The following is a 26,327-nucleotide window of genomic DNA, read 5'->3' as shown; positions in this document are numbered from 1 at the left end:
GCTGTCGTTGCGTTTCGCTTGAGCTAAAACGTTACGCCAGTTTGGAAAATAACATTTGCGTATGGTGTGCATTCACCAGTGCGAATAACCGCGCGGCTTTCATGCGTTCGCTCTTTGAATTCTTCATGAGTGATGTAAGTAATCGAAAGCGGTTTGCCGCAACGCGCTTCTTCTGTCTTGATCAAATCAATCAGCGCAGCGTGGTGCTCTGGGCTTACTTTCGCAAACTCTTCTGCGATTACAACGCCTTCAATTTGAGATTCATCCAGCATGGTTTTTACTGTCTGCTGAAAACTTGGAACACCGTGAGTCAAAGCAAGGTCTATGCGAGTCACATGATCCGGAATCGGCAACCCTGCATCACAAATCGTGATTTCATCTGTATGGCCAAGAGTCGCCACTAGGTAAGAGAGCTCAGAGTTTATTAGGGTACTTTTTTTCATATCACGACCTATCGAAAAATAACGCTTAATGGGTTGAGAACAACTCAAGAAAAAGCCATCGAAACGTTTCGATAGTGATAATAGTGTGTGATTTATCATTTGCACGTTTGATTGTTTTAGAGTGTGACAACGATCATCGAAACGTTTCGATGGGGCGTTTTTTGGTGATCGCAATCACTTTCATCGGCAATTAAGAAGGTAAGGCAACGTAACGTTAACTTAAGGAAAAGGGAGCTAAGGTTTACTCACCGGAACATTTAGAACAGATTCTGTAGGGGATGTTTTAAGAGGGTTTTCTGATGCTACATAACCGGCTTCATTGGTATTGGGTATGACGAACAAGGTATAGCCATATCGAGGAATCGTAACAATTTTGATGTTAGATGCTCTCAAGCGAACAAAAACATTCCTTAAGCAATAAATGACATTGGTTAGTGCTTGTGTCGGCACCGTTTCGTTTCCCCAACATGCATTCACGATGTCTTTTCTAGGGATGGGTTGTCCGGCGCTTTTCGACAGTAGACAAAGCACGGAAAACAAGTGGTGACGTAAATAGATCTTGTTCCCCTGTTTGTTAGTGATGTTTCGAGTATCTACATTAAGAGTTAGGTCGCCAAAGTGGATTTCGTTATTCATTGTTTTTCGATCTTTCTCATTCTTCATTGTGGAGGAGTGGGTTGGGATAGCAGATAAAGCGCGCGGATTATGCAAAATAACGTCACTGTTGAAAGTAAGCCTTCGTAAGTCCTTACCAATAAAATATAAAAATCGGATAGTTTGAAAAATAAGGGGAGGTCTGGTCTAGAAATGGATTGATTTTTATTTGCTTATTATTCAGATGTTTATTTTGTTTTAACTGATTGTGTTGTTTGAAATTACAAAGTGATTATATTTTTATTTATTTTTTTGTTTTCTGTGAGATTAACCTGCTTGCCAATTCGACGGGGTGTCGGATAACTCTAACAAGATTGTGCAGCAGTGGAAGGCGTAACAATCTTGATTTGCAATAAGTAAGGTCAATCAGTAATGAACAACAAACTAATTTTCAGCATCGCGATGATGTCAGCATTTGCAGCAAACAATGTAATAGCAGCAGACAGTGGTTTCTACCTAGGCGGCGCAATCGGTAGCTCTGGTATTGATGATGGTGGTTTAGTTTCATCAACTACAGCTCCAGTGACCTTTGAAGCCGAAGATAATTCTTACCGCCTGATTGCAGGATACAAGTTTAATCGAATCGTATCACTTGAGCTTCAATACACAGATTATGGCGACGTTGTTGCAAAGAACCGTGCTGACAAAAGTGATGGCTTTACGTGGACACCTCAAATCGCTTCAGTAGCAGCGAACGTTGGTTACACATTTGATAACGGTTTACGTCCATTTGGTATTATTGGTTTATCTTCTGTAGATTTAGATATGAAATTCGCAGACGGCTCAAGCCAGACGAGTTCTAACTTCGACGATACAGGTACAGGTGTACGTTATGGTGTTGGCATTGAATTTACACCACCAAAGTTATCAAAGCTAAGCCTAAGACTTGGTTACGAAGCTGATGCCTTTACTATAGAAACTTACGAGGGTGCGTTTGCTCAAAAAAGAAAAGTTGAAAGAGACATTGTATTGGACTCATTTTATGTTGGCGCAACTTACAACTTCTAAGTTTCACACTTTGCTAAATGGTAAATCGGTTTCTAAATGGGGCGTCGGTTGGCTCAACTCGTTTAGCTAAAGTGGACAGCCGCAGTTTTGAGCTGCGGCTTTTTTCTATCTGTTTTGTTAGGCCTTACGTAGAGTAGAGTTGCTTTAGTGAGAGCGGGTGAGACTTCTGTTTAAAGCGAATATCAATTGGGCAGCTAGGCTTCACGGATATGAGCGGTGACAGCAACGATGGCATGGTCAGTACTGAATTGGTCGTGTTCAAAGCTGGGATTGATGAGGTGATGGTCGAGCACTGTGTAGCGAGAGATCTCCATCAAGCTTGATGAGTTCTGACAATCGAACTCATTGGACATCAAAATGTAGTCCAGTACAGAACCAGAGGCACCATAATAGTGTGTTGGTTTGCGTTGCTCTAGTAAGTCTTCTTCGTGCAGTTGATGATAGAGATCCCAGCTGTCTTTCAAGCGAAAGTGGGAAAGCCAATGCTTGCTGTTTTCGTCTCGGTTTATTGAATAACTTAGTAGCCCTTTGAACTCATCGTGAAACAGTGGTTTGTTAAAGTCACCCATTAACACCACAGGCTGATCGGTTTGGTAACGCTGATTGGTGATGTATTGATGGAGCATCTGGCTTTCTAGGCCGCGCTGAACACTTGATAACCAAGAACCGAGTTGCTCTTGGTGAAGTCTAGTCAACGTGTCACTTTTCGGCTTGTGTTTGCCCGAGGCTTTAGAGCTATCAGCGTTATCTGGAGTTTGCCCTTTTGGTTCGGTAGGTCGCTGAGATTTGAAGTGCACCACATAACAATCAGTCGAGCCCAAATGGGGTAAGGTAATTGTGGCGTGTACTGGCGTTCGGTTGAATGAAAAACTGTCACTAAGATTGAAGGCTGAAAGCAACTCTAAGTCGGGTTTAACCGGCTGCACTTTTTCAATCGGGTAGCGAGAGGCGATACCCACGACAGGCGAGGTATATAGGTAATCATCTTCAACATGTGCGCTATCGACGACAGCAAAGTACGGGTAACCAAGCTCCTTCATCAATTGCTCTAAAGACTGCGGGCTAAATATCTCCTGGAAGCCAATCACATCGCAATCTATTGAACCAATCGCTTCCGCCATCCAATGTTGCTTCTTCTGCCATTCTTCGAAGCTGTAGATATTCTCGAAATCATAATAAGCATTCGGTGGTTCGAGGTAGTTCAAAAGGTTGAACGTTGCGAATGTTATGTGGTTTGGTTTGTTCAAAGTGTCATTCCATTTAGACCTAGGCAGCGAGGATACTCCAGTAAAGTATAGTTTGTTGATTATTTGGGGGTTAAGTTTGATTAATTAGGCCAATCAAAGTCAGCGACGCTTCTGTCATTTACGTTAGTGAGACTATTGTGATGCAGTTTTAGTCTGCGTCATCAAATAAATTCGAGTAGTGACGAGTTAATTGTAAATAAACGGTAAGAGTTAGGGTGCTGATGGTTTTATTAGTTATTACATGATGTTAGATTTGAACCTATACTTGTTTTAACGGTGTGCATTCAAAGCCGGTTAATCAAGTTGAATATCGAATTCATAACATTTGAAGGGAGAGTCAAATGGGAACAGATTTCCGAAGCAAAGCCTCGCAGCGCACTCAGTTTTTCAGGTCTAATTTGAAGTCATGTGCAGTTATGCTGCCGCTTATTGCTTTACAACCCTCCATTACTTACGCCTCTGATACCGAATCAACTCCTACTGTCACCGTTATTGAAACCACGCAACTGGTTGGTTTTGGTGAAGCAAAATATCCTGTCGACTTCACTCACTTCGATTACGTTAATCCTGATGCGCCAAAGCAGGGCAAAGTGACTTATGGCAGCATTGGTACCTACGATAGCTTTAATCGATTCGGTTCCCGCGGCGTTGCTGCCAGCTATACGGGGGAGATTTACGATACCTTGATGTTTTCTCCGAGCGACGAGATTGATGCGTATTATCCATTGATCGCTTCAAGGATTCGCTACGCCAGTGATTTCACTTGGATGGAAATCGACATCAACCCAAATGCTAAATTCCAAGATGGTAAACCAATCACTGCTCACGATGTTGCTTTCACCTTTGACAAGTTTTCGAAAGAAGGTGTGCCTCAATATCGTGTGTATTACAAAGAAATCGAGTCAGTAACGGCTGTCTCTGATTTGGTTGTTCGTATTGAGATGAACAAGCCAAATCGCGAGAAGCTGTTTAGTTTTGCGCAAAGCACTCGTGTGTTGCCAAAGCATTTCTGGAAAGACAGAAAGCTGTCTGAACCTCTAAGTGAGCCACCAGTAGGCAGTGGTCCCTATAAGATCATTGGCTACAAATCTGGTCAAAGCGTTACATACGGTTTAGATGAAAATTACTGGGCTGCCGACCTACCGGTTAACGTTGGTCGCAATAACTTCAAGCAAGTGCAGTACGATTACTATCGCGATGACACCGTAATGCTGGAAGCCTTCAAAGCAGGGGAGTTCGATCTTCGAACCGAGAACTCGGCTAAGTTCTGGGCCAATTCATACACGGGCGCGAACTTTGATAAAGGCTACATCATCAAAGAAGAGATCAACCATGAGAAGCCTGAAACGACTCAAGGTTTTGTCTTCAATATTCAATCTCCTGTGTTCTCTGATCCTAAAGTGCGTGAAGCGTTAACTTATGCGATGGACTTTGAGTGGATGAACAAGAATATGTTCTATGGTCAGTACAAACGGACTCGTAGTTACTTCCAAAACACCGACTATGAAGCGAAAGGCTTACCAAGCGAAGCTGAAGTTGAATTGCTGTCTCAGTACAAAGATCAAATTCCACCGAGAGTTTTCACTGAAGAATTCCAGCCATCAGTAACCGATGGCAGCGGCCGTATTCGTAGCCAAATGCGTACTGCGTTCAAACTGCTGAAAGAAGCGGGCTGGGTATTGAAAGACAAAGTAATGACCAACGAAAAGACTGGCAAGCCGATGTCATTTGAGTTGCTGATTTACAGCCCAACCACAGAACGTATCGCAACACCTGTTCAAAAGAACTTGAAGCGCATGGGTATCGAGATGAAGATCCGTACCATCGATACCACTCAGTATATCAAGCGCTTACGTGACCGCGATTTCGATATGGTGTCTTCATCGTTTTCTGCAAACCCTTATCCTAGCCCGAACTTAATGATTGTTTGGAACTCTAATTACATTGATTCTACTTACAATACTGCAGGTGTAATGGATCCGGTGGTTGACGCGTTAACAGAAGAAATTGCGCGTAACCAACAGCATCCTGAAAAGCTTCTTACACTAGGTCGTTCGCTAGACCGTGTATTGCAGTGGAATTTCTATAACATCCCTCAATGGCACGTTGGTGAATATCGCGTCGCGATGTGGGACAAGTTTGAGCGTCCAGATGTATTGCCTAAATACGATTTAGGTATCGATACATGGTGGATTTCAGAAGAGAAGGCGGCATTGCTTCCTGAAAAACGTCGCTAGGAGTTAGTTAGCATGGCCGCGTATATATTTCGGCGTTTACTGTTGGTGATTCCCACGCTGTGGGCGATCATCACCATCAACTTTTTCATTATCCAGATTGCCCCAGGAGGTCCGGTAGAACAAGCCGTTGCTCAGTTAGAAGGGCATAACTCTGGAATCATGGAGCGCTTTTCTGGTGGTGGACAAGAAGTTGATTTAAGCGAAAGTGACCAAGCATCTGCCAGTGGCTATAAAGGCTCTCGTGGGCTTGATCCTGAAGTGGTTGAAGAGATCAAAAAGCAGTTCGGTTTTGATAAGCCGATTCACGTTCGCTACTTCGACATGTTGAAAAACTACGCAACCTTTAACTTTGGCGAAAGCCTGTTCAAGGGCGGTAACGTTATTGATTTAATCATCGAGCGACTGCCTGTCTCCATCTCCTTAGGGTTATGGAGTACCTTAATCATCTACGTGATTTCGATACCTTTAGGCATCATGAAGGCGATACATCACGGTTCTCGTTTCGATATTTGGTCGAGCGCGGTCGTGATTGTCGGCTACGCCGTTCCGGGCTTTTTGTTTGCGATTATCCTGATTATTTTGTTCGCGAGTGGTAACTACTTCAGTTGGTTCCCATTGCGAGGTTTGGTGTCGAGTAACTTTGATCAGCTTAATTGGTATCAGCAAATTGGCGACTACTTCTGGCACTTAGCTTTGCCTATTTTTGCTATGGTCATCGGTGGCTTTGCAACACTGAGCATGCTGACCAAAAACTCCTTCCTTGATGAAATCAATAAGCAATATGTGGTGACGGCGCGAGCGAAAGGCTTGGACGAGAGCAGTATTCTCTACAAGCACGTTTTCCGTAACGCCATGCTGATCATTATTGCGGGTTTCCCAAGCGCATTTATTAGTATTTTCTTCACGGGTTCTATGTTGATTGAAGTGATGTTTTCACTCGAAGGCATCGGTCTGCTTGGTTTTGAGTCGACCATTCAACGAGATTACCCAGTGGTGTTCAGCTCTCTCTATATCATGACCTTGCTTGGCTTGGTGTTGAGCATTATCTCTGACCTGACTTACACCTGGGTTGATCCTCGAATTGATTTTGAAGCGCGTTAATGGCGAATGAATAACAAGGTATTGATAATAAATGTTTAACAACCCTTTAGCTGAAGCTCGTTGGTTACGTTTTAAAGCAAACAAGCGTGGTTTTATTTCCCTTTGGATATTTACCATCTTGTTTGGATTGAGCCTGTTCGCTGAGATTATCGCCAACGACAAGCCACTCTTGGTTTCTTATGATAATCAGTGGTTTGTGCCTGTTATCAATGAGTATGCCGAGACCGAATTTGGTGGCGAGTTTGAAACCGAAGCCGACTATAAAGACCCATATGTTATCGAACTCATTGAAGACAGCGGTTACATCGTGTGGCCAATCATTCCGTTTAGCTACGACACGATAAACTTCGATATTTCTGGCGCTGTGCCTTCGGAACCTGATTCCGTTAACTGGTTAGGAACCGATGATAAAGGGCGAGATGTGTTAGCTCGCATTATTTATGGGTTCCGTATTTCCGTGTTATTTGGTTTTATTCTGACGATTGTATCGAGTGTTGTCGGTGTAGTGGTTGGCGCGACACAAGGCTATTACGGTGGTTGGATCGATTTGCTCGGGCAGCGTTTTATCGAAGTCTGGTCTGGCATGCCGACTTTGTTCTTGCTGATTATCCTCTCTAGCTTTATCGAGCCTAATTTCTGGTGGTTGTTGGGTATTATGGTTCTCTTCAGTTGGATGAGTCTTGTGGGGATTGTTCGGGCCGAGTTCTTGCGCTGCCGTAATTTCGATTATGTGCGCGCCGCGCAAGCGATGGGTGTTGATGATAAGCGTATTATGCTTCGCCATATGTTACCCAACGCGATGGTCGCATCACTCACCATGATGCCATTTATCCTTTCTGGGTCGGTCACCACGTTAACCTCATTAGATTTCTTGGGCTTTGGTCTTCCTGCGGGTTCACCTTCACTAGGTGAGCTCTTGGCACAAGGTAAAGCTAACTTACAAGCGCCTTGGCTTGGTATTTCTGCCTTTGTCGTACTTTCGTTGATGCTTACGTTACTTGTCTTCGTTGGTGAAGCAGTACGTGATGCCTTCGATCCACATCAACAGAAGTAAGGATAAGTTATGACTTCAAATACAGTTCCTACTTCAGGGGCAACGGTAGAGGCTGCTAATGCATCTCCAGTTCTGACCATAGATAAATTATCAGTCGGTTTTGGGCGAAAAGATTCGATAGAGCAAGTGACGCAAGATGTCTCTTTAGAAATATACAAAGGTGAGACATTGGCGCTGGTGGGCGAGAGTGGTTCAGGTAAATCTGTTACAGCCAACTCGATTTTAAAACTGCTGCCTAAAGGCTCATCGCACTACTTAAACGGTAAGATTAACTTCTCTGGTACCGATATCCTGAGTTGCTCTGAAAGACAGCTGCGCGGGATTCGTGGTGGCCGCATTGGTATGATCTTCCAAGAGCCTATGGTTTCATTGAATCCGCTTCATCGAGTCGGTAAGCAACTGGTTGAAACTCTATCTATTCACCGAGGGATGCGAACCAACAAAGCGCAAGCCTTGGCTATAGAATGGCTATCAAAGGTTGGGATTCGTTACCCGGAACAAAAAATATCGGCTTACCCTCATGAATTATCGGGTGGTGAACGTCAACGTGTAATGATCGCGATGGCATTAATCAACGAACCAGAGCTACTTATCGCAGATGAACCTACAACTGCGTTGGACGTGTCGGTGCAAGCGCAAATCCTTGATCTTCTAAAGGATCTTCAACAAGAACTGGGTATGGCGATGCTTTTTATCACCCATGATTTGAGTATTGTTCGTAAAATTGCTGACAGAGTAGCGGTAATGAAAGATGGCCGCTTAGTTGAAAGTAATGACTGTAAAACACTCTTCAACACGCCTGCGCACCCTTATACTCAAAAACTTATTAACTCTGATCCTAAAGGGTTACCAGTACCTGTTTCTCCTGACAGTAAGCCTTTGCTTGATGTGGACCAACTTCGTGTTTGGTTCCCGATTACGGGCGGTTTATTCAAGCGAACCATTTCTCATGTCAAAGCCGTAACTGACATGGAGTTCACTTTGAAGAAAGGGCACTCAATCGGTTTAGTTGGAGAAAGTGGTTCTGGTAAATCGACAACCGGTATGGCAATCCTCAAATTGGTTGAAAGTGAAGGCTCGATTACCTACGCTGACGAACAAATTCAAGGCTTAAACCGCCAGCAGATGCTACCGTTTCGAAGCCGTATGCAAGTGGTATTTCAAGACCCATTCTCGGCGTTAAACCCAAGAATGTCAGTGGCTCAGGTGATTGGTGAGGGTTTGTTAGTGCATCAACAATTGGATGAGCATGAACTCGATCAACGCATCCGTGACGTAATGAAAGAGGTCGACCTCGATCCTGAAACTCGTCACCGTTACCCCAACGAATTTTCTGGCGGGCAGAGGCAACGTATCGCGATTGCACGTGCTTTGATTCTTAAACCAGAGTTTATATTGTTGGATGAGCCAACATCGTCACTCGACAGAACGGTACAAGCGCAAGTCCTAGACTTACTGAAGTCATTACAAGAAAAGTATGGCCTGACTTACCTATTTATTAGCCATGACCTCAACGTGGTGAAGTCTCTATGTCACTACACCATTGTGATGAAAGCTGGAGAGGTGATAGAGAAGGGCGACACGGAAACTTTGTTTGGCAATCCACAGCATGAGTACACCAAGCAACTTGTGAGTCTTTCGAATGTTGGTGGTGCGGTGTAAAGTGGGTGCGTAACGAGAACAAACGAGTGCTCGGTGAATTCAACATGGTCATTTAGTTGTTTTAAGATTACACTGCGCCCAATATTCCAGAAGTACATATTTAGGTAGAGGTCACCATGGACCAAGAACATTACGAAGACGCTGACTACGAAGGCCAAGAGCTTGGAGAAGAAGGCGAAGAGATTGAGATTGAAGCAATTGGTATTGATGTTTCTAGTCAGCCAATCGAACTCTACAAAGTGTTTAAAATTGCTAACCTCGTGAGTGGTGGCGGTGAAGCTAAGCACATCATTTCTGAAGGTTATGTTGCGGTAAATGGTGAATTAGAAACTCGTAAACGTCGTAAAATGTACGATGGCGACTTCTTTGAATTCAACCAAGAATACTATGTAGTGGTGTGTGATCAGCCAGTACAAGAAGAATCAGAAAAAACGAAAAAGAAAGATGCGCCTAAAAAAGACAACAAGGCGAAGAAAGGTCAGTCTAAAAAATCGCAAGCTAAAAAAGACCAGCCAAGTAAGGACTCAAAAAAGAAAGAGTCTAAGAAAAGCATGGCAGAAATGCTGAGTGCGAAGGCTGAGCCGAAGAAAGAGAAAAAAGAGAAGAAGAAAGATAACAAAGCGAAAAAGAAAGCGGATACGCCTAAGCCACAACGTGATGACAAAAGCGGCCGTAACTCGATTGAATTCTTCTAAACTACAGATCTAAACGGCTGCTCTAAAGCTATTTTTTCAACCATTTGTTTAAAAAACAAGCAACGTTAAACGTCGGTTTTGCGTTAAGCAGATATCAAAAGGCTCACTATCTAGTGAGCCTTTTTTGTGCCATTAAGCCTGGCTTATTCACTGACTTTTTATCTCATTTTTTCTTTGTTGTTATCTCTGTGCGACAACAAACACCACAAATCGATCTCGGAGTGGATTTTCACTCTTCCCATTCCATATCAACCCGACAGGCCAAGTGGCGTATTCACCTTCTAAAGTAATGAATTCCACATCGGTATTGCTAATGAACTGCGCACTGCTGGGTACAATGGTGAAACCGATATTGGCAGAAACCAAGGCAAGTAGGGTGAGAATATCATCGGCTTCTTGTGCCTTGGATAGGTCGATTTTATTGGCGAGGCAATATTGTTGGATCTGCTTGTCTAGTCCGGGGCCACGATGTTGGCCGAGCTTTAGATAAGGCCATTTCGCTAACTCAGAGGTAATCTGATCTTTGCTCGGCGCTTGCTTGAGAAGATCTTTGTGTACTGCTATTACAAGGGAATCATTGAATAGGGTTAGGCTCTTTAAATCCGTGGAGTCGGGTATTCGATTGAAGCTGATATCGAGTTCATGGCTCAATAACTCATCCGTCTGTTGCTTAGATGGTGTGTCATTTAAGGTGACGTGAACCTCTGGATATTGCTGTTTATAAGCGGCAATAAGCTTGGGCGCTTCATGATAAGTGGACACACCAAAGCCAATGTTCAAATGTCCCTGAGTTCCGTTCACCACAGAGCCTGAAAGCTGCTCAAACGTTTGCATTGAATGAACCAAACGTTGGGCTTCTGCCAGTAACGTTTTGCCTGCATGCGTTAGCTCTGCGCCATTCCTACCACGAGAAAACAGAGACGCCCCAATATTGGATTCAAGTCGTTGAATCTTTTTAGTGAGTGTAGATTGAGTGATGTAGAGCTGTTCTGACGCCAAACGGTAATTGCCCGATTTGGCCAACTGGCAGAATGCCTTCAGTAAATCAAATTCCATTCCAAATGCTCATTGAACTAAGAATATCTTTCATTATATGGAATTGAATCGATTTTTTATACTGAGCTCATACCAATTCGATAAAGACAAGTTTGAGGGCGAATAATGAAGAGAGACATCAAAGTAGCGTCGGTTCAATTCAACCACCATGCAGGTGATAAGGCGTATAACTTATCGGTTATAGAGCAATACGTTCAAAAGGCTGCGGACAGTGGCGTAGAGATCATCAGCTTCCCAGAGATGTGCATCACCGGTTATTGGCATGTGTCTGCTTTGTCGCGGGGGGATATTGAAGCTTTAGCAGAACCTGTACCGAGCGGTGAATCGACTCAAAAACTCGTTTCGCTAGCAACGCAATTTGGCATGAGTGTTGGCGCGGGTTTGATAGAGCAGGGCACCGATGGCGAACTATACAACACCTACGTATTTGCTATGCCCAATGGCGAGGTGCAGAAACATCGTAAACTGCACACCTTCGTTAGCCCACATATGAGTAGCGGAGACCAATACACGGTGTTCGATACGCCGCATGGCTGCAAAGTCGGCATCTTGATTTGTTGGGATAACAACTTGGTCGAGAACGTACGAATTACCGTTTTGAAAGGGGCTGACATATTGATTGCGCCACATCAGACGGGCGGTTGCCAATCACGCAGCCCGAAAGCGATGAAACGAATTGACCCAGAGTTATGGTTTAAGCGAGATGAAAACCCGGAAGCGATTCGTGCTGAGATGGAGGGCAAGAATGGTCGCGAGTGGCTAATGCGTTGGCTGCCTGCAAGAGCGCACGATAACGGTATGTTTGTGGTATTTAGTAATGGTGTCGGCGTTGATATGGATGAAGTAAGAACAGGCAATGCGATGATCCTCAGCCCTTATGGTGAAATCATTGCTGAGACTGATAGTGTTGATAACGATATGGTGATTGCAGAGCTAAAAGCAGAAGAGTTAGATATGTGTACGGGTAGACGCTGGATTCGTGGTCGCAAGCCAGAGTTATATCATTCACTCACACAACCTCTTGGTCATGAACTTGATCCGCACCAAGCGCGTTTTGCTGAGAAGTAATGTGAAGATGCTGGTGGATAAGGCGAGTAAATAAGGAGTCGGCAGGGAAGGGATTGATTCAATAACATCGGATGTAGTCTACCCACTTAAACAGTTTTTAAGTGGGTAGACTATTTACACATCAAGCATCAAACGTCTAAGTTCTATTCTCAGTGGCGAGTGCGAGAAGACGTCAGTTCTGATGCACGAAGTTGAGCAACGGCTTTCGCCAGTTCAAGCTGAGCTTGTGCAAAATTGATGTCGACATTGCCCTTGTTGATATTCTCAAGAGCCGCATATTTCGCTTCTTCTGCGCGAGCACGGTCAATGTCTTTGCCGTGCAAGGCGGTATCGGCTAAAACCGTTACCACATCCGGCTGAACTTCGAGCATGCCACCAGAGACATACAGCACTTGCCCCTCTGATTTAGGGTCTGTGACAAACACTGCTACGCCCGGCTTGATCTTACTGAGAAGCGGGGAGTGACCGGGGCGGATCCCCAGCTCACCATCAGCGCCAGAAACGGCTAGGGCATACGCTGGACCTGAAAACAGCGTACCTTCCGCACTTACAATATTAAGTTGAAATGTATTATCTGTAATTCCGATAGCCATGGTGCACCTGCCTCTTAGAGTGATTTTGCTTTGTTAAGCACTTCGTCGATAGAACCACAATACAAGAATGCTTGCTCTGGGATATCGTCATATTCGCCGCCTAATAGGCCTTTAAAGCCTCTTAGTGTTTCGCTTAGCGGTACAAATACACCTTTCTGACCGGTAAACACTTCGGCTACATGGTAAGGCTGAGTTAAGAAACGTTCAATCTTACGAGCGCGAGATACGGTCTGTTTGTCTTCAGTAGACAGCTCATCCATACCAAGAATCGCGATGATGTCCTTTAGCTCTTTGTAGCGTTGCAGCGTTGTTTGGACTTTTTGTGCAATGTCGTAGTGCTCTTGGCCAACCACAAGCGGGTCCAATTGGCGAGAGGTCGAATCCAAAGGGTCGATTGCAGGGTAGAGGCCCAATGCCGCGATGTTACGCGACAGTACAACGGTTGCATCTAAGTGAGCAAAGGTTGTTGCTGGCGATGGATCGGTCAAGTCATCCGCAGGTACGTATACCGCTTGAATAGACGTGATCGAACCTTGTCTGGTTGATGTGATACGTTCTTGTAGAACACCCATCTCTTCAGCCAGCGTTGGTTGGTAACCTACTGCTGAAGGCATACGACCTAGCAGTGCCGATACTTCTGTTCCCGCAAGCGTGTAACGGTAGATGTTATCAATGAACAACAGTACGTCACGACCTTCATCACGGAAGCGCTCAGCCATAGTCAGGCCTGTCAGTGCAACACGCAGACGGTTTCCCGGTGGCTCGTTCATTTGGCCGTAAACCATGGCTACTTTGTCTAGTACACCCGCTTCTTTCATCTCGTAGTAGAAGTCGTTACCTTCACGAGTACGCTCACCAACACCGGTAAATACAGAGAGACCTGAGTGGGCTTTTGCGATGTTGTTGATAAGCTCCATCATGTTGACGGTTTTACCTACGCCAGCACCACCAAACAGACCGATTTTACCGCCCTTTGCGAACGGACAAATAAGGTCGATAACTTTAACGCCTGTTTCTAGAAGTTCAGTACTGTTTGCTTGCTCTTCATAAGAGGGTGCTTCACGGTGAATTTCGTAGCTTTCTTTCTGGCCGATTTCACCACATTCATCAATAGGCTGACCAAGAACGTTCATGATACGGCCTAAGGTTTCTTCGCCCACAGGAACGGTGATCGGAGAACCTGTGTTTTCAACAGTTAGGCCGCGGCGCAAGCCATCTGACGTACCCATTGCAATACAACGAACGATACTGCCACCCAGTTGTTGCTGAACTTCCAATACGAGAGAGCTTGCTTCCTCGCTAGTCACTTTCAATGCATCATAAACGCGTGGGCTGTTGCCGCCGCTGAACTCGACGTCTACCACCGCGCCGATAACTTTAACTATTTTTCCAACACTCATCTCTAAATCCTCAAATTCTATTCTGACCCACTCTTTCTGCCCTTAGACAGCTTGAGCACCTGAGACTATTTCACTCAGTTCTTGGGTAATGGCAGCCTGTCGCGCTTTGTTGTATACCAACTGCAAATCATCGATGAGTTGGCCTGCGTTATCGGTCGCCGCTTTCATGGCCACCATTCGGGCTGCTTGCTCACAGGCAATGCTCTCTACGATGCCTTGATACACTTGTGATTCAATGTATCGATGTAACAGCTCAGAGAGGATGTCTCTTGGTGCTTGTTCGTAGATGTAGTCCCAACGACGTGCTTTTTTCGCGCCTCCATCGGCCTCAGAATCTGAGGGGTGGGGCAGCAACTGCAAGGTCGTTGGTTCTTGAACCATGGTGTTGATGAACTGGTTATAAACGAGATACAAGCTGTCGATTTTTTCGTCGTCGTAATGCCCTAGCATCGCGTTAACCGTACCTAAAATGTCTTCTAATTTAGGCGCGTCACCAAGGCCTGACGTTTGCGCGATAACATTACCGCTGCGTTGGAAGAACGAGATAGCCTTAGATCCCACTAAGGTTGTTTCTACCTCGACTCCCTTGGTGCGCCATTGCTCCATTTCTTCTAACACTTTCTTGAACAAGTTCGAGTTCAAGCCACCACATAAGCCTCGATCGGACGAAATAATGATGTAAGCAACGCGTTTTGGTTCACGCTGTTGAAGGTAGGGGTGCTGGTATTCCAGCGACCCTGATGCGACATGAGAGATAACTTTGCGCATGTTCTCGGCATATGGACGTGTTAGCGTCATATTGTCTTGAACTTTACGCATCTTACTTGCCGCAACCATCTCCATTGCACTGGTGATTTTCTGAGTGTTACTAACACTGCCTATCTTGGTGCGAATTTCTTTAGTATTTGCCACTATCTGCTCCTAATTTGTTTTGATTTCCAGCCAACAAACCGGAGCGTTTACCAAGCTTTCAATGCTACAAAGTCACCGAGAAGTTTTGCAAGAGCGCCATCAATTTCATCGTTGTAGTCACCATTCGCGTTGATGGTGTCGAACAATTCTGGGTTTTGACCTTTCGCGTAAGCAATTAACTCTTCTTCAAAACGTGCAACTTTGTGCAACTCTACGTCGGCCAAATAGCCTTTTTCTGCTGCGTAGATAACCGTTGCTTGTTCAGCGACAGACATCGGCGAGTATTGCTTTTGCTTCATTAGTTCGGTTACACGCTCACCATGATCAAGCTGCTTGCGCGTCATGTCGTCTAAGTCAGAAGAGAACTGAGCAAATGCGGCTAACTCACGGTATTGAGCTAACGATGTACGAATACCACCAGACAGTTTCTTGATGATCTTGCACTGAGCTGCACCACCCACACGAGATACCGAGATACCTGGGTCAACAGCAGGACGTAGGCCTGAGTTAAACAGTTGGGTTTGTAGGAAAACCTGACCATCAGTAATTGAGATTACGTTGGTTGGTACAAACGCCGATACGTCACCCGCTTGAGTTTCAATGATAGGAAGCGCTGTCAGTGAGCCTGTTTGGCCTTTCACTTCACCGTTCGTAAACTTCTCTACATATTCCGCATTCACTCGTGCCGCACGTTCTAGTAGGCGTGAGTGGAGGTAGAATACGTCGCCAGGGAAGGCTTCACGACCCGGTGGGCGTTTAAGTAGCAATGAGATTTGACGGTAAGCGACGGCTTGTTTTGATAGGTCATCATAGATGATCAATGCATCTTCACCGCGGTCACGGAAGTATTCGCCCATTGTGCAACCTGCATAGGGTGCTAGATATTGAAGGGCTGCTGATTCTGATGCTGATGCTACAACAACGATGGTATTTTTAAGCGCATCGTGGTCTTCGAGTTTACGAACAACGTTTGCGATAGTAGATGCTTTCTGGCCAATAGCCACGTACACACATTTGATGCCAGAATCTTTCTGATTGATGATCGCATCGATAGCTAACGCTGTTTTACCAGTCTGACGGTCACCGATGATCAGTTCACGTTGACCACGACCGATAGGCACCATGGTATCAACGGCTTTATAACCGGTTTGAATGGGCTGATCGACGGACTTACGCTCGATTACGCCGGGTGCAATTACTTCTACAGGGTCAAGACGGTCACAACTTACTGGGCCTTTGCCATCAATAGGTTCGCCTAGTGTGTTCACGACACGGCCAAGCAGACCGTTACCGACAGGTACTTCCAAGATACGGCCAGTACCTTTCACTTTCATACCTTCAGATAGGTCAGTGTAGGGGCCCATAACCACGGCACCGACTGAGTGGGTATCAAGGTTAAGTGCAAGAGCGTACTTGCCACCTGGAAGCTCGATCATCTCACCCTGCATGACATCCGCAAGGCCGTTAATGGTAATGATGCCGTCACGAACCGAGACTATGGTGCCTTCGTTGCGAGCTTCGGTGCTCACATTAAATTTCGAGATGCGATCTTTAATCAGATCGCTGATTTCATTTGAATTTAATTGCATAATTGTTACCTATCTCGCGTGAAGTTGATGAGCCAATCGGTTAATTGATGTGTTCAAAGAACCATCGATGACGGTTTCACCCGCCTTGATTACGATCCCGCCAACCAGCGAGTCATCAATAACCTGTTCCATTTCAACCTGACGCTCTAATTTCTTCTCAAGTGCAGCAGTGAGTGATGTAACTTGATCTTGTGTAAGCAATTCTGAACTGGTGACAGTGACAGGGATTACACGTTCATGTTCGTCCTTTAGGTCGCTGAACAAGTTAAACAAGTCTCTGATCACGGCAAGACGGCCATTCTCAGCCAAGACTTTAATGAGATTAATGACGTGGTCATCAACAAGTCCTTGGCAAACGTGAATGATGAGATTGACCAGTTCTTCAGATTGCTGTGTGTGAACACCTTCTGCTGATGAAATCTGCTTAGCGATCGTTTCTTCTTCCGCTACCGTCACAAGAATGGACAGCATTGAGTGCCACTCTTGTAACTTGTTTTCACCTAAAGCAAAGTCGAACGATGCTTTAGCGTAGGGATGAGCAATATTGGTGTAATCTGACATATTGCCTCCGTTTAGAGTTCGCTTATCATTTGATCAACTAACGCTCGGTTCGTTTCAGAATCTAGGTTTTTGCTGATCAATTTCTGTGCACTTTGAATAACAGCATCTGCCATATCCGCCTGAAGTTCACGGCGTAACTTTTGACGTTCGCCTTCTAGCTCAGCTCTACCTTGTTCTAAGATGCGTGCCTTTTCTTGCTCGCCTTCTTGGTGAGCTAAGGTGATGATTTCGTTGCGGCGCTTCTTGCCTTGCTCAATCAGTTCGGTCACATTGTTTTTCGCATCTGCGACGATTTGTGCGCCATTTGATTTTGCTAGTTCTAGCTCTTTCGCTGCATTCTCTGAATGGCGTAAACCATCAGCAATTTCTTTTTGGCGCTCGTCTAACATCGCGGTGAGAGGGGGCCATACATATTTCATGCATAGCCAAACAAAAATCACGAATGAGATTGCTTGACCAAACATGCTGGCATTTAAATTCATACCTTCCTCACTAAATCTTGATTATTTACAAATCGATCTTTTCAAAGCTTTTAATTAAGCCACGGCAAAGATGATGTATAGACCGATACCAACACCAATCATCGGTACAGCATCAACAAGGCCCATCATGATGAAGAATTGAGTACGAAGCATTGGAGTAAGGTCTGGTTGACGAGCAACACCTTCAAGGTATTTACCTGCTAAGTTACCAATACCAGATGCCGCACCTGCTGCACCTAAACCGATCAGTAATGCACCTGCTACATATAAAACTGCGCTTACGATATCCATTTGTATCTCCGATAAATAATGTGTTAGTTAATTTTTTAGTTATTAATTAATGGTGTTCTTCTGTTGCCATTGCTAGATAAACAACGGTCAGTACCATAAATATAAATGCTTGTAAGAATACGATTAATATGTGGAATAAGGCCCATGGAACACTTAGTGCCCATTGCATCCACCAAGGCATTAGTGCGATAAGGATGAATATCATCTCGCCTGCATACATATTTCCGAATAATCGTAAGCCTAGCGATATTGGCTTTGAAATTAATGTTATTAATTCAAGAACAAAGTTAACAGGATATAAAATAGGGTTATCAAATGGCTGAGTAGTTAGCTCTTTGATAAAGCCTTTCAAACCTTTATTTTTAAACGTATAAGTTAACAATAAAATAAACACACCGAGTGCCATCGACATTGGGATATTTACATCCGCTGTCGGTAGGTCTCTAAAGTGCTCTAAACCTATTACACGAGTTAACCCTGGTATTAAATCTATAGGCAATAGGTCGACTGCATTCATTAACAACACCCAAACAAAAGTGGTTAATGCCAGTGGCCCTATTAATTTATCCTCCGCTTGAAAAATCTCTTTGACTAGGTTGTTAACGAAATCAAAGATAAGCTCGATAAAACATTGAAAACGACCTGGAACACCGCTAGTGCCCTTGGTCACTACATATCGAAAAGCTCCAATAAACAGTAAACCCGTGATCCAAGATACCAACATTGAGTCAATGTTGAACGCCCAGAAACCATCACCTGTAGTTAAGAAGGTTAAGTGATGCTCTATGTATTCGTGAGCGGTAGTGACTTGATCCATACTACACGTACTCCGATCTTGTAGAGGCAGTAATAAATGGTGTTAAGAAGTACCCAATCATTGTGAAAATGTACGCGTATAATATTACTGGGTTATCCAATTTAAAAAACTGGAATGCCAGGATAAACATTAAGAACGTATAGGTTATTTTCACGACACGACTCATTTGCATTAAGTCACGTAAACTATAATTAGGATTCTTGTGCACCTTAAGGCTTGCATATATAAAACCAAACAGCGGTGGTAACATCGCGATTACGACACCCAAAGCTGAAGACTCCATATCTACTTTATTACCAAAAAACACTTCATATAAAACTACACCGACGGCTAATACTATTTGGCAGAGAACAACTCTTTTAGCAGCAACAAGGATGTCGCTACTTATCCCATTAAGCCTCATAATAAAACCTTATATTTAACAGTGTAAGTCAATATAAAACACAGTTTGAATATGTTTTGTTACTAGCACTTACTTGTTAATAGCAATTTGACTTGTTAATAAACCTTTACTTGTTAACAAAGAAATAATCTTTCTGGCTTTATATCTCCTGACGAAATTAAACGTTAAAAACTAACTCGCTATCGTTTCGACAAAATATAAACTACGCCTAAAATTATGTGATCAAAACGACAAATATCGGCATCAATAATTCCATTTTTGAAATGAGTGTTTTTCATTTATGAAAGTAATAGTTCTATTATTAAATCCATGAATATTTAAAATGCTTTGTTTATAGCGAGAAAAGGGAGGTTTTACCCAGAAAATTAGAGAGGAAAAATATCAAGATATAATGTTATCAAGTAAGTATATTCAATGACTTAGAGTCTTTTCTAAATGTGATGACGGGTTGGTATTCGAAGCGGCGTATAACCAAGATTTTGTTGATATTGGAAGGTTTCGTTTGTGTAGTGAAATAGCAGTATGGTGCTCCTTATCATTAAGCTAATATTTTTTAATATCGTTATCATATTTTCATTATTGATGTATTGGAACGCGAATCAACACGCCCAACACCGGGTTCAAGATGAAAATTTGATGAAAAATTCAGCATCCAACCACTGATGCAACAAGATCTAGGGTCAATGATAAGGGCGAGGAAACATACGTGCAGATGGAAAGTACGGGTTAATTGACTCAAAAATAGAGGTATCGCTGAGGTTGGGTCGAATTATTATCGGACGAATTCGCAGAGCATCGACCCAGAAATCACAGTTTCAATACAGAAATAATCGGAATCTAAAGATGTTTGTCGTTTCAATAGGTCTATAGGAAGCGCCTTCATTCATGTTTTTCTATTACTCTTCATTGCTTAGGTATTGAATACATAAGTCATGAAAGGCTTGTGCTTGTGGCGAGATCGTACGGTCAGCCAATCTGAAAATACCGATCTGACGCTGTAAGGGCGGGTCAATCAATGGGATCCACACCAAACGGGTTTCATTGGTTGGGAAAGCCAGTTTAGGCAGCGTAGTTACGCCTATCCCGAGCTCTAACACCGAAAACAGCGAAGTAATGTTCTCTACTGAATACAAAGCTTGTTCACTGAGCATTCGGGCGGGTGTTGGGTCAAGTAGGGTACAAGTCCCGTTGCGAATGAAGGGTTGTTTTAACAAAGTTTGCCATTCGATTCCCTCTTTTTGAGAGGCGATAGGGTTGTCTTTGAGGCAGACCACACCGATAGGATCGGAAAGTAAAGGTGTGAAGTCGATGCTCTCTTCTTCTAAATGGGAGCTATTTCCGAGTGCAACATCCACTTCTCCAGACAATAATCTCGCTTCCACACCTGCCGCATTATCATCAATCAAGCTGACTTCTACATTAGGGTACTGCTCACAGAAAGCCCCTAACACACTAGGGATTAATTTTGCGGCGACCGATGGCACGCTTGCTATTCGAACTCTTCCTTGTTGTCCTGCCGCAGCTGCGCGCAGATCATTGTCTAATGCCTTGTAAACATTCAGGAATTGAATGATTTTTGGCAGGCATATTTCCCCGAAAGGTGTCAGGGTTGATTTGTTGCCTGTTTCAAACAGTGGCTGGCCAAGTATTTTTTCCAGCTCTTTTATCGATGTAGAAAGTGCCGCTTGCGATCGATTTGCACGGTGAGATGCCGCTCGAAATCCGCCTTCTTCGACCACTAAAACAAAATGTTTTAACTGTTGTAGCTTAATACTCATGGCACTGATCCTTCTCTAGCCCTTGCTATACCTTACTTTTTGAAAGGTGATAGATTTTATTTATCAAATGCACAAAATTTACCGTTAGATTTATCAGTCGTCAAGGTGCAGTATTTAACCATCTTGAAACATAGTTGTTACAAAGTTGGATGGAATCGTGAACGCACAAACTAAAAAACACCCAGTAAAAACCGAGCTTTTTGCTTCAAAAGCACCACTAGAGTGGGCAATCGTTAATAACGGCACTCTATACACCGCGCAGATTCCAATCGATGAGACTGGCGCAGTAGTAGAAGGCGGTATTGAAGCGCAAACGCGTCAGACTTTTAACAACCTTGTTCATACGTTGGAGTGTGCAGGCGAATCTATGGATTCAGTGCTGCAAGTTCTGATTTACGTGACAGACCGTGAATACCTAAAAACGGTCAACAGCGTATACGGAGAATACTTCAATGCACCTTATCCAAACCGTGCTGCGGTCGTCGTTGCAGGGTTAGCAAGAGAAGAAATGCTGGTTGAGTTCGTGGTTTATGCATCGGCGTCTCAACCTGAATAATTTGACTGTGAACTACAGCTATTTGCGGATCAAAACTCTTTTGAATTGAAGCAGTTTATTGCTACAAGCGACGTGGTTTACTTTAGATACAAAATTTACGACTTATTTTAGCAATTAATTACCTGAATATTAACAGTTTATTAATTAACCAGATGGTTGCCAGACTCAACCGCAACCTAACCGTTACAAGGACAGAATGATGACTCTATTACAGAATGTTCAAGCAGAAAACGCACTTTACATTGGCGGCGAATGGCAAGCGGGTGTAAGCACCGTTGCGAACATTAACCCATCAGATATTTCTGAAAACATCGGTAACTTCGCACAAGCAAGTGCTGACCAAGTTCAACAGGCGATTTCAGCGGCAAAGCACGCTCAACCAGAGTGGGAAAAAACGCCGATTGAACGTAAGCAAGCAGTACTTCAAGCGATTGGTGATGAACTGATTGCACGTTGTGATGAGCTGGGTACTTTGCTTTCTCGTGAAGAAGGCAAGCCTTTTGCTGAAGGTCGTGGTGAAATTTACCGTGCAGGCCAGTTCTTCCAATACTTTGCAGCTGAAGTGCTTCGTCAAATTGGCGACAACGCAGAATCAGTACGCCCAGGCGTTTCTGTAGAAGTGACTCGTGAAGCAGTGGGTGTTATCGGCATCATCTCTCCTTGGAACTTCCCAACAGCTACAGCAGCTTGGAAAATCGCTCCAGCATTGGCTTTCGGTAACAGCGTTATCTGGAAACCTGCAAACCTAACACCAGCAAGTGCGGTTGCATTAACCGAGATTATCCACCGCCAAGGCATGCCTGCAGGCACGTTCAACCTTGTACTGGGTAGTGGTTCAAAGGTTGGTGATGCACTGATCAACTCTAAAGACGTGAATGGTGTGAGCTTTACTGGTTCTGTTGATACGGGTCGTAAAGTCGCAGCTGCAACAGCGCCAAACTTCGTTCGTTGTCAACTAGAAATGGGCAGTAAGAACGCATTAGTGATTGCTGACGATGCAGATATCCAAACTGCAGTAGATGCAACTATCGCGGGTTCATTCTCGGGTGCCGGTCAAAAATGTACCGCATCTTCTCGTCTAGTGGTAATGGATGGCATTCACGACCAATACGTCGAAGCACTTATCAAACGCATGAGTGAGCTTAAAGTCGGTCATGCACTAGAAGAGGGCGTGTTCATGGGCCCTGTAGTCGATGGAAACCAACTTGAAGCAAACCTTGGTTGGGTTGAGAAAGCACGTCAAAGCGGCGGTGAGCTAGCATTTGGTGGCGAACGCTTGAGCATGAAACACGAAGGTTTCTACATGTCTCCAACCTTGTTCTTGAATACTAAGAACGATTGGGAAGTGAACCAAGAAGAAGTGTTTGCTCCTATGGCAAGTGTGATTCGAGTTGCTGACTTAGAAGAAGCTATCGCGACAACAAACGACACACGTTTCGGCCTAACAGGCGGCATCATTACTCAAAGCCTACGCAGCAGTGCGATGTTCAAACAACAAGCTCAAACAGGTTGTGTGATGGTGAACCTACCAACTGCAGGTACGGATTACCATGTACCGTTTGGTGGTCGTAAAGAGTCTAGCTTCGGTCCTCGTGAGCAAGGTCAATACGCGAAAGAGTTCTACACAGTCGTGAAGACAGCTTACCAGCGTCCTTACTAAGCAGCTTTCTGTTAATTAGCTTTCTATTAACTAAAACGGGATAGTTGGAGTCATTAGTTAAACAGACCCTAACTATCCAGCTATCGAATTGGCCTGATTCATCGAGTCAGGCCAACATCAAAACTCAATCAAGCTCAATCAAAGATAGATTTCAAAGACTGAGCACCCAGTAAGTGATTTAACCCATTTTTGAAAACATGTTATTTGAGCGTGTTTTCAAAACCGAGCTAGAACACTGAGCTTTCAATAGGAGTGGTTATGTACCAGCAACGGATTGTTATAGATGGATTGCAATACTGCAATTGGAACAGAGAATATTTCCAAACACTAAAAGCGAGCGGCATTACAGCAGTTCACGCTACCGCGGTTTATCACGAGACAGCTCGTGAAACTTTATCTCGTTTTGCTGAGTGGAACTTAAGATTCGAGCAGAATGCAGACATTATTATGCCGATACATTCAATGGCTGATGTTGAAACTGCAAAAGCGACAGGCAAAGTCGGCATTTTTCTAGGTGCTCAAAACTGTTCGCCAATCGATGATGAGATTGGTCTTATCGAAGTGATGCGTCAGCAGGGTCTTTTGATCATGCAGCTGACTTACAACAACCAGAGCTTATTGGCGACGGGTTGTTATGAGCAGAACGACACAGGTATCACGCGCTTCGGTAAGCAAGCTATCGAAGAGATGAACCGAGTAGGTATGATCATCGATATGTCTCACAGTGCTGAACGTTCAACACTTGAGGCGATAGACCTATCTTCTCGCCCTATTTGTATCAGCCACGCGAATCCGACGTTTGCACATGATGCACTGCGTAATAAATCAAATGATGTGATTAAGGCTCTAACCGCACGCGGTGGCTTAATCGGATTCAGCTTATACCCATTCCACCTACCAAACGGCAGCCAATGTACCTTGGAAGATTTCTGCCAAATGGTTGCAACTACGGCTGACATGGTCGGCGTAGAACACCTAGGTATTGGCAGTGACCTATGCTTAAACCAACCTCAAGCCGTTCTTGAGTGGATGCGAAATGGTCGCTGGTCGAAGGCTATGGACTACGGTGAAGGCTCTGCGAATAACTCAGGTTGGCCAGATTCACTGCCTTGGTTCTGTGGGAGTTCTGGTATGGAAAATATCTATAACGGATTGATGCGCCATGGCTTCAGTGAGTCTGAAGCTGGGCAAGTATTAGGCGATAACTGGTTTAACTTTTTGAAAGATGGCTTAGAACCTCAAAGCAAAAAGTAACCGCTTTTTTGAACAGCATTGAAAAGAATATCAATTATACAAAAGGAACAATGGTCTATTTCGCAACGCGGTAACCCAAACATGGATTAGCCTGCCCAACACAAAAACAATAGGGCAGGTGTTAAATACACCTCTTGTGGTCATCATTTTAATGACGGCTGCAAAGAAACCTCTGGAGTCAGAGTATGTCTGATTTAACCAATAGCGTGAAATCTTCAAATGTAAATGCGGGTCAAGCAAACACAGCAAGTAATAAAACAAGTAAAAATACACAGTCTGAGTCTGCCTCAGACAAATTAGGACTAACTAACCCAGCACTTTGGTACAGCGGCGGCTTTATTGCTCTGTTTGTAGCCCTTGCTTTGTTTGATGGCGAGCTGCTGTCTACCCTAGTAAATACCGGCTTTGCATGGTCTGTAAAAGTGTTCGGCCCATATTGGCAAATGCTTCTTCTTCTGACTTTTCTTATTGGTCTTGGCCTAGCGGCAGGGCGAACAGGCAAGGTTATCCTAGGTGGCATCGATAAGCCTGAGATGGATGGCTTCCGCTGGATGGCGATCATCTTTTGTACGTTACTGGCGGGTGGCGGTGTGTTTTGGGCGGCAGCAGAGCCTATCGCACACTATGTGAGCCCTCCACCGTTGTATGGCGCACAAGAAAACGCACAACAAGGCGCAGTAAACGCATTATCACAATCGTTTATGCACTGGGGTTTTCTCGCATGGGCAATCGTTGGTAGCTTAACGTCTATCGTTGTTATGCACCTTCACTACGACAAAGGCTTGCCTCTTAAGCCTCGTATTTTGCTATACCCAGTTTTAGGCGAAAGAGCACTGAAAGGTCATACCGGCGCACTGATTGATGCATGTTGTATTGTTGCAGTAGCAGCGGGCACTATCGGTCCGATTGGCTTCTTGGGCTTGCAAGTGAGCTACGCACTGAACGAACTGTTTGGTATTCCAGATGGCTTCACGACACAGCTGATCATCATCTTGTTCGCTATCGTTCTTTACACATTGTCTGCATTAAGTGGTCTTAACCGCGGGATGCAAATGCTAAGCCGTTACAACGTAATTTTAGCAATGGCATTGATGGTCTACATTCTGATTTTTGGTCCAACGAACTTCATCTTCAATGGCTACATCCAAGGTGTAGGCAGCATGATTGACAACTTCATCCCAATGGCGACTTACCGTGGTGACGAAGGTTGGTTGAGCTGGTGGACAGTGTTCTTCTGGGGCTGGTTCCTAGGTTACGGACCAATGATGGCAATCTTCATTGCTCGAATTTCACGCGGTCGTAGTATTCGTCAGTTGGTGACAACTATTAGTATTGTTGCTCCGTTTGTTACTTGTTTTTGGTTCACGATTGTTGGTGGTTCAGGTCTGGCATTTGAAATCGCAGATCCGGGCAGTGTAAGTAAAGCATTTGAAGGTTTTAACTTACCAGGCGCTCTACTGGCGGTAACTCAACAGCTACCAATGCCAATGCTTACGTCTATCTTGTTCTTGATTCTGACGACGATCTTTATCGTGACGACAGGTGACTCAATGACTTACACCATCAGTGTTGTTGTGAGTGGTGAGACAGAACCCAATGCAATTATTCGTACTTTCTGGGGTGTGATGATGGGGGTAACAGCTTTAATTCTGATTTCCCTTGGTTCAGGCGGAATTTCTGCGCTGCAATCGTTCATTGTTATCACTGCGGTACCTGTTTCCTTAATCTTACTTCCTTCACTTTGGAATGCGCCTCAAATCGCAATCAAGATGGCAAAAGAACAAGGTCTATAGAAAGCAATAACGA

General features: G+C 44.2%; 25 protein-coding genes. 11 read left to right on the top strand and 14 right to left on the bottom strand.

Annotation, left to right across the window (positions count from 1 at the left end; all coding sequences use genetic code 11):
• Positions 1 to 23: 23 nt before the first annotated feature.
• Positions 24 to 443, bottom strand: coding sequence for a D-ribose pyranase (gene rbsD, locus DUN60_RS22055; protein WP_065206271.1), 420 nt, complete (start codon positions 441 to 443; stop codon positions 24 to 26).
• Between the two features lie 234 nt (positions 444 to 677).
• Complete coding sequence (locus tag DUN60_RS22050) at positions 678 to 1,079, bottom strand: winged helix-turn-helix domain-containing protein (protein ID WP_114635460.1); 402 nt, start codon at positions 1,077 to 1,079, stop codon at positions 678 to 680.
• A 390-nt stretch (positions 1,080 to 1,469) separates the two neighbouring features.
• Here DUN60_RS22050 and DUN60_RS22045 point away from each other — a divergent pair, with 390 nt between their 5' ends.
• Positions 1,470 to 2,105, top strand: coding sequence for a porin family protein (locus DUN60_RS22045; RefSeq protein WP_114635459.1), 636 nt, complete (start codon positions 1,470 to 1,472; stop codon positions 2,103 to 2,105).
• A gap of 194 nt (positions 2,106 to 2,299) precedes the next feature.
• Here DUN60_RS22045 and DUN60_RS22040 read toward each other — a convergent pair whose 3' ends face one another.
• The gene (locus DUN60_RS22040) at positions 2,300 to 3,352 is read right to left on the bottom strand and encodes an endonuclease/exonuclease/phosphatase family protein (protein ID WP_114635458.1); all 1,053 of its coding nucleotides are present in this window, start codon (positions 3,350 to 3,352) and stop codon (positions 2,300 to 2,302) included.
• A 341-nt stretch (positions 3,353 to 3,693) separates the two neighbouring features.
• Between DUN60_RS22040 and DUN60_RS22035 the strand changes: the two genes are divergently transcribed.
• The 5 genes from DUN60_RS22035 (at position 3,694) to DUN60_RS22015 (ending at position 10,101) form a co-directional block, all read left to right on the top strand.
• Complete coding sequence (locus DUN60_RS22035) at positions 3,694 to 5,589, top strand: extracellular solute-binding protein (RefSeq protein ID WP_102361045.1); 1,896 nt, start codon at positions 3,694 to 3,696, stop codon at positions 5,587 to 5,589.
• Positions 5,590 to 5,601: 12 nt separating this feature from the next.
• On the top strand, positions 5,602 to 6,690 hold the full coding sequence (locus DUN60_RS22030) for a microcin C ABC transporter permease YejB (protein ID WP_004730359.1): 1,089 nt from the start codon (positions 5,602 to 5,604) through the stop codon (positions 6,688 to 6,690).
• Between the two features lie 31 nt (positions 6,691 to 6,721).
• Complete coding sequence (locus tag DUN60_RS22025) at positions 6,722 to 7,744, top strand: ABC transporter permease (RefSeq protein WP_054547001.1); 1,023 nt, start codon at positions 6,722 to 6,724, stop codon at positions 7,742 to 7,744.
• Between the two features lie 9 nt (positions 7,745 to 7,753).
• Entirely contained in the window at positions 7,754 to 9,406 is a 1,653-nt protein-coding gene (yejF, locus tag DUN60_RS22020; protein WP_114635457.1) for a microcin C ABC transporter ATP-binding protein YejF, read from the top strand.
• A gap of 116 nt (positions 9,407 to 9,522) precedes the next feature.
• The gene (locus tag DUN60_RS22015; RefSeq protein WP_114635456.1) at positions 9,523 to 10,101 is read left to right on the top strand and encodes an RNA-binding S4 domain-containing protein; all 579 of its coding nucleotides are present in this window, start codon (positions 9,523 to 9,525) and stop codon (positions 10,099 to 10,101) included.
• Positions 10,102 to 10,281: 180 nt separating this feature from the next.
• On the opposite strand, the gene DUN60_RS22010 is transcribed toward DUN60_RS22015, so the two are convergent.
• On the bottom strand, positions 10,282 to 11,157 hold the full coding sequence (locus tag DUN60_RS22010; protein WP_114635455.1) for a LysR family transcriptional regulator: 876 nt from the start codon (positions 11,155 to 11,157) through the stop codon (positions 10,282 to 10,284).
• Positions 11,158 to 11,262: 105 nt separating this feature from the next.
• On the opposite strand from DUN60_RS22010, the gene DUN60_RS22005 reads away from it, so the two are divergent.
• A complete protein-coding gene (locus DUN60_RS22005; RefSeq protein ID WP_114635454.1) occupies positions 11,263 to 12,225 on the top strand; it encodes a nitrilase family protein in 963 nt (320 codons plus the stop codon).
• 149 nt (positions 12,226 to 12,374) lie between these two features.
• On the opposite strand, the gene DUN60_RS22000 is transcribed toward DUN60_RS22005, so the two are convergent.
• The 10 genes from DUN60_RS22000 to DUN60_RS21955 form a co-directional block, all read right to left on the bottom strand.
• Entirely contained in the window at positions 12,375 to 12,818 is a 444-nt protein-coding gene (locus DUN60_RS22000) for a F0F1 ATP synthase subunit epsilon (protein WP_114635453.1), read from the bottom strand.
• 14 nt (positions 12,819 to 12,832) lie between these two features.
• The gene (gene atpD, locus DUN60_RS21995) at positions 12,833 to 14,218 is read right to left on the bottom strand and encodes a F0F1 ATP synthase subunit beta (protein WP_004730394.1); all 1,386 of its coding nucleotides are present in this window, start codon (positions 14,216 to 14,218) and stop codon (positions 12,833 to 12,835) included.
• A gap of 42 nt (positions 14,219 to 14,260) precedes the next feature.
• Positions 14,261 to 15,130 (bottom strand): F0F1 ATP synthase subunit gamma, encoded by an 870-nt coding sequence (gene atpG / locus DUN60_RS21990; protein WP_009844931.1) that lies wholly within the window; start codon positions 15,128 to 15,130, stop codon positions 14,261 to 14,263.
• Between the two features lie 47 nt (positions 15,131 to 15,177).
• The gene (gene atpA, locus DUN60_RS21985; RefSeq protein WP_012600780.1) at positions 15,178 to 16,719 is read right to left on the bottom strand and encodes a F0F1 ATP synthase subunit alpha; all 1,542 of its coding nucleotides are present in this window, start codon (positions 16,717 to 16,719) and stop codon (positions 15,178 to 15,180) included.
• Between the two features lie 9 nt (positions 16,720 to 16,728).
• A complete protein-coding gene (locus DUN60_RS21980) occupies positions 16,729 to 17,280 on the bottom strand; it encodes a F0F1 ATP synthase subunit delta (RefSeq protein WP_009844933.1) in 552 nt (183 codons plus the stop codon).
• 11 nt (positions 17,281 to 17,291) lie between these two features.
• Positions 17,292 to 17,762, bottom strand: a complete 471-nt coding sequence (locus tag DUN60_RS21975) for a F0F1 ATP synthase subunit B (protein WP_114635452.1) — start codon at positions 17,760 to 17,762, stop codon at positions 17,292 to 17,294.
• A gap of 54 nt (positions 17,763 to 17,816) precedes the next feature.
• The gene (gene atpE, locus DUN60_RS21970) at positions 17,817 to 18,053 is read right to left on the bottom strand and encodes a F0F1 ATP synthase subunit C (RefSeq protein WP_004730405.1); all 237 of its coding nucleotides are present in this window, start codon (positions 18,051 to 18,053) and stop codon (positions 17,817 to 17,819) included.
• Positions 18,054 to 18,099: 46 nt separating this feature from the next.
• Positions 18,100 to 18,870 carry a F0F1 ATP synthase subunit A gene (gene atpB / locus DUN60_RS21965; protein WP_114635451.1) on the bottom strand — a complete coding sequence of 257 codons (771 nt, stop codon included), beginning with the start codon at positions 18,868 to 18,870 and terminating at the stop codon, positions 18,100 to 18,102.
• Between the two features lies 1 nt (position 18,871).
• Positions 18,872 to 19,273, bottom strand: coding sequence for a hypothetical protein (locus DUN60_RS21960; protein ID WP_004730409.1), 402 nt, complete (start codon positions 19,271 to 19,273; stop codon positions 18,872 to 18,874).
• Positions 19,274 to 20,169: 896 nt separating this feature from the next.
• A complete protein-coding gene (locus DUN60_RS21955; RefSeq protein ID WP_114635450.1) occupies positions 20,170 to 21,051 on the bottom strand; it encodes a LysR family transcriptional regulator in 882 nt (293 codons plus the stop codon).
• Positions 21,052 to 21,208: 157 nt separating this feature from the next.
• Here DUN60_RS21955 and DUN60_RS21950 point away from each other — a divergent pair, with 157 nt between their 5' ends.
• From DUN60_RS21950 to DUN60_RS21935, 4 genes are all read left to right on the top strand, one after another.
• Positions 21,209 to 21,607: a RidA family protein gene (locus tag DUN60_RS21950; protein ID WP_004730412.1), complete on the top strand. Its 399-nt coding sequence runs from the start codon at positions 21,209 to 21,211 to the stop codon at positions 21,605 to 21,607.
• Between the two features lie 199 nt (positions 21,608 to 21,806).
• Positions 21,807 to 23,267, top strand: a complete 1,461-nt coding sequence (locus tag DUN60_RS21945; RefSeq protein WP_114635449.1) for an aldehyde dehydrogenase family protein — start codon at positions 21,807 to 21,809, stop codon at positions 23,265 to 23,267.
• A 258-nt stretch (positions 23,268 to 23,525) separates the two neighbouring features.
• Positions 23,526 to 24,521: a membrane dipeptidase gene (locus DUN60_RS21940; protein ID WP_029224917.1), complete on the top strand. Its 996-nt coding sequence runs from the start codon at positions 23,526 to 23,528 to the stop codon at positions 24,519 to 24,521.
• A gap of 185 nt (positions 24,522 to 24,706) precedes the next feature.
• A complete protein-coding gene (locus DUN60_RS21935; RefSeq protein WP_017074003.1) occupies positions 24,707 to 26,314 on the top strand; it encodes a BCCT family transporter in 1,608 nt (535 codons plus the stop codon).
• Positions 26,315 to 26,327 lie beyond the last annotated feature (13 nt).

It is taken from the genome of Vibrio splendidus, assembly GCF_003345295.1.
Lineage (GTDB): Bacteria > Pseudomonadota > Gammaproteobacteria > Enterobacterales > Vibrionaceae > Vibrio > Vibrio splendidus_K.
The sequence above is the reverse complement of the archived record's forward strand: the minus strand, read 5'-3'. Positions and strand labels throughout refer to the sequence as shown.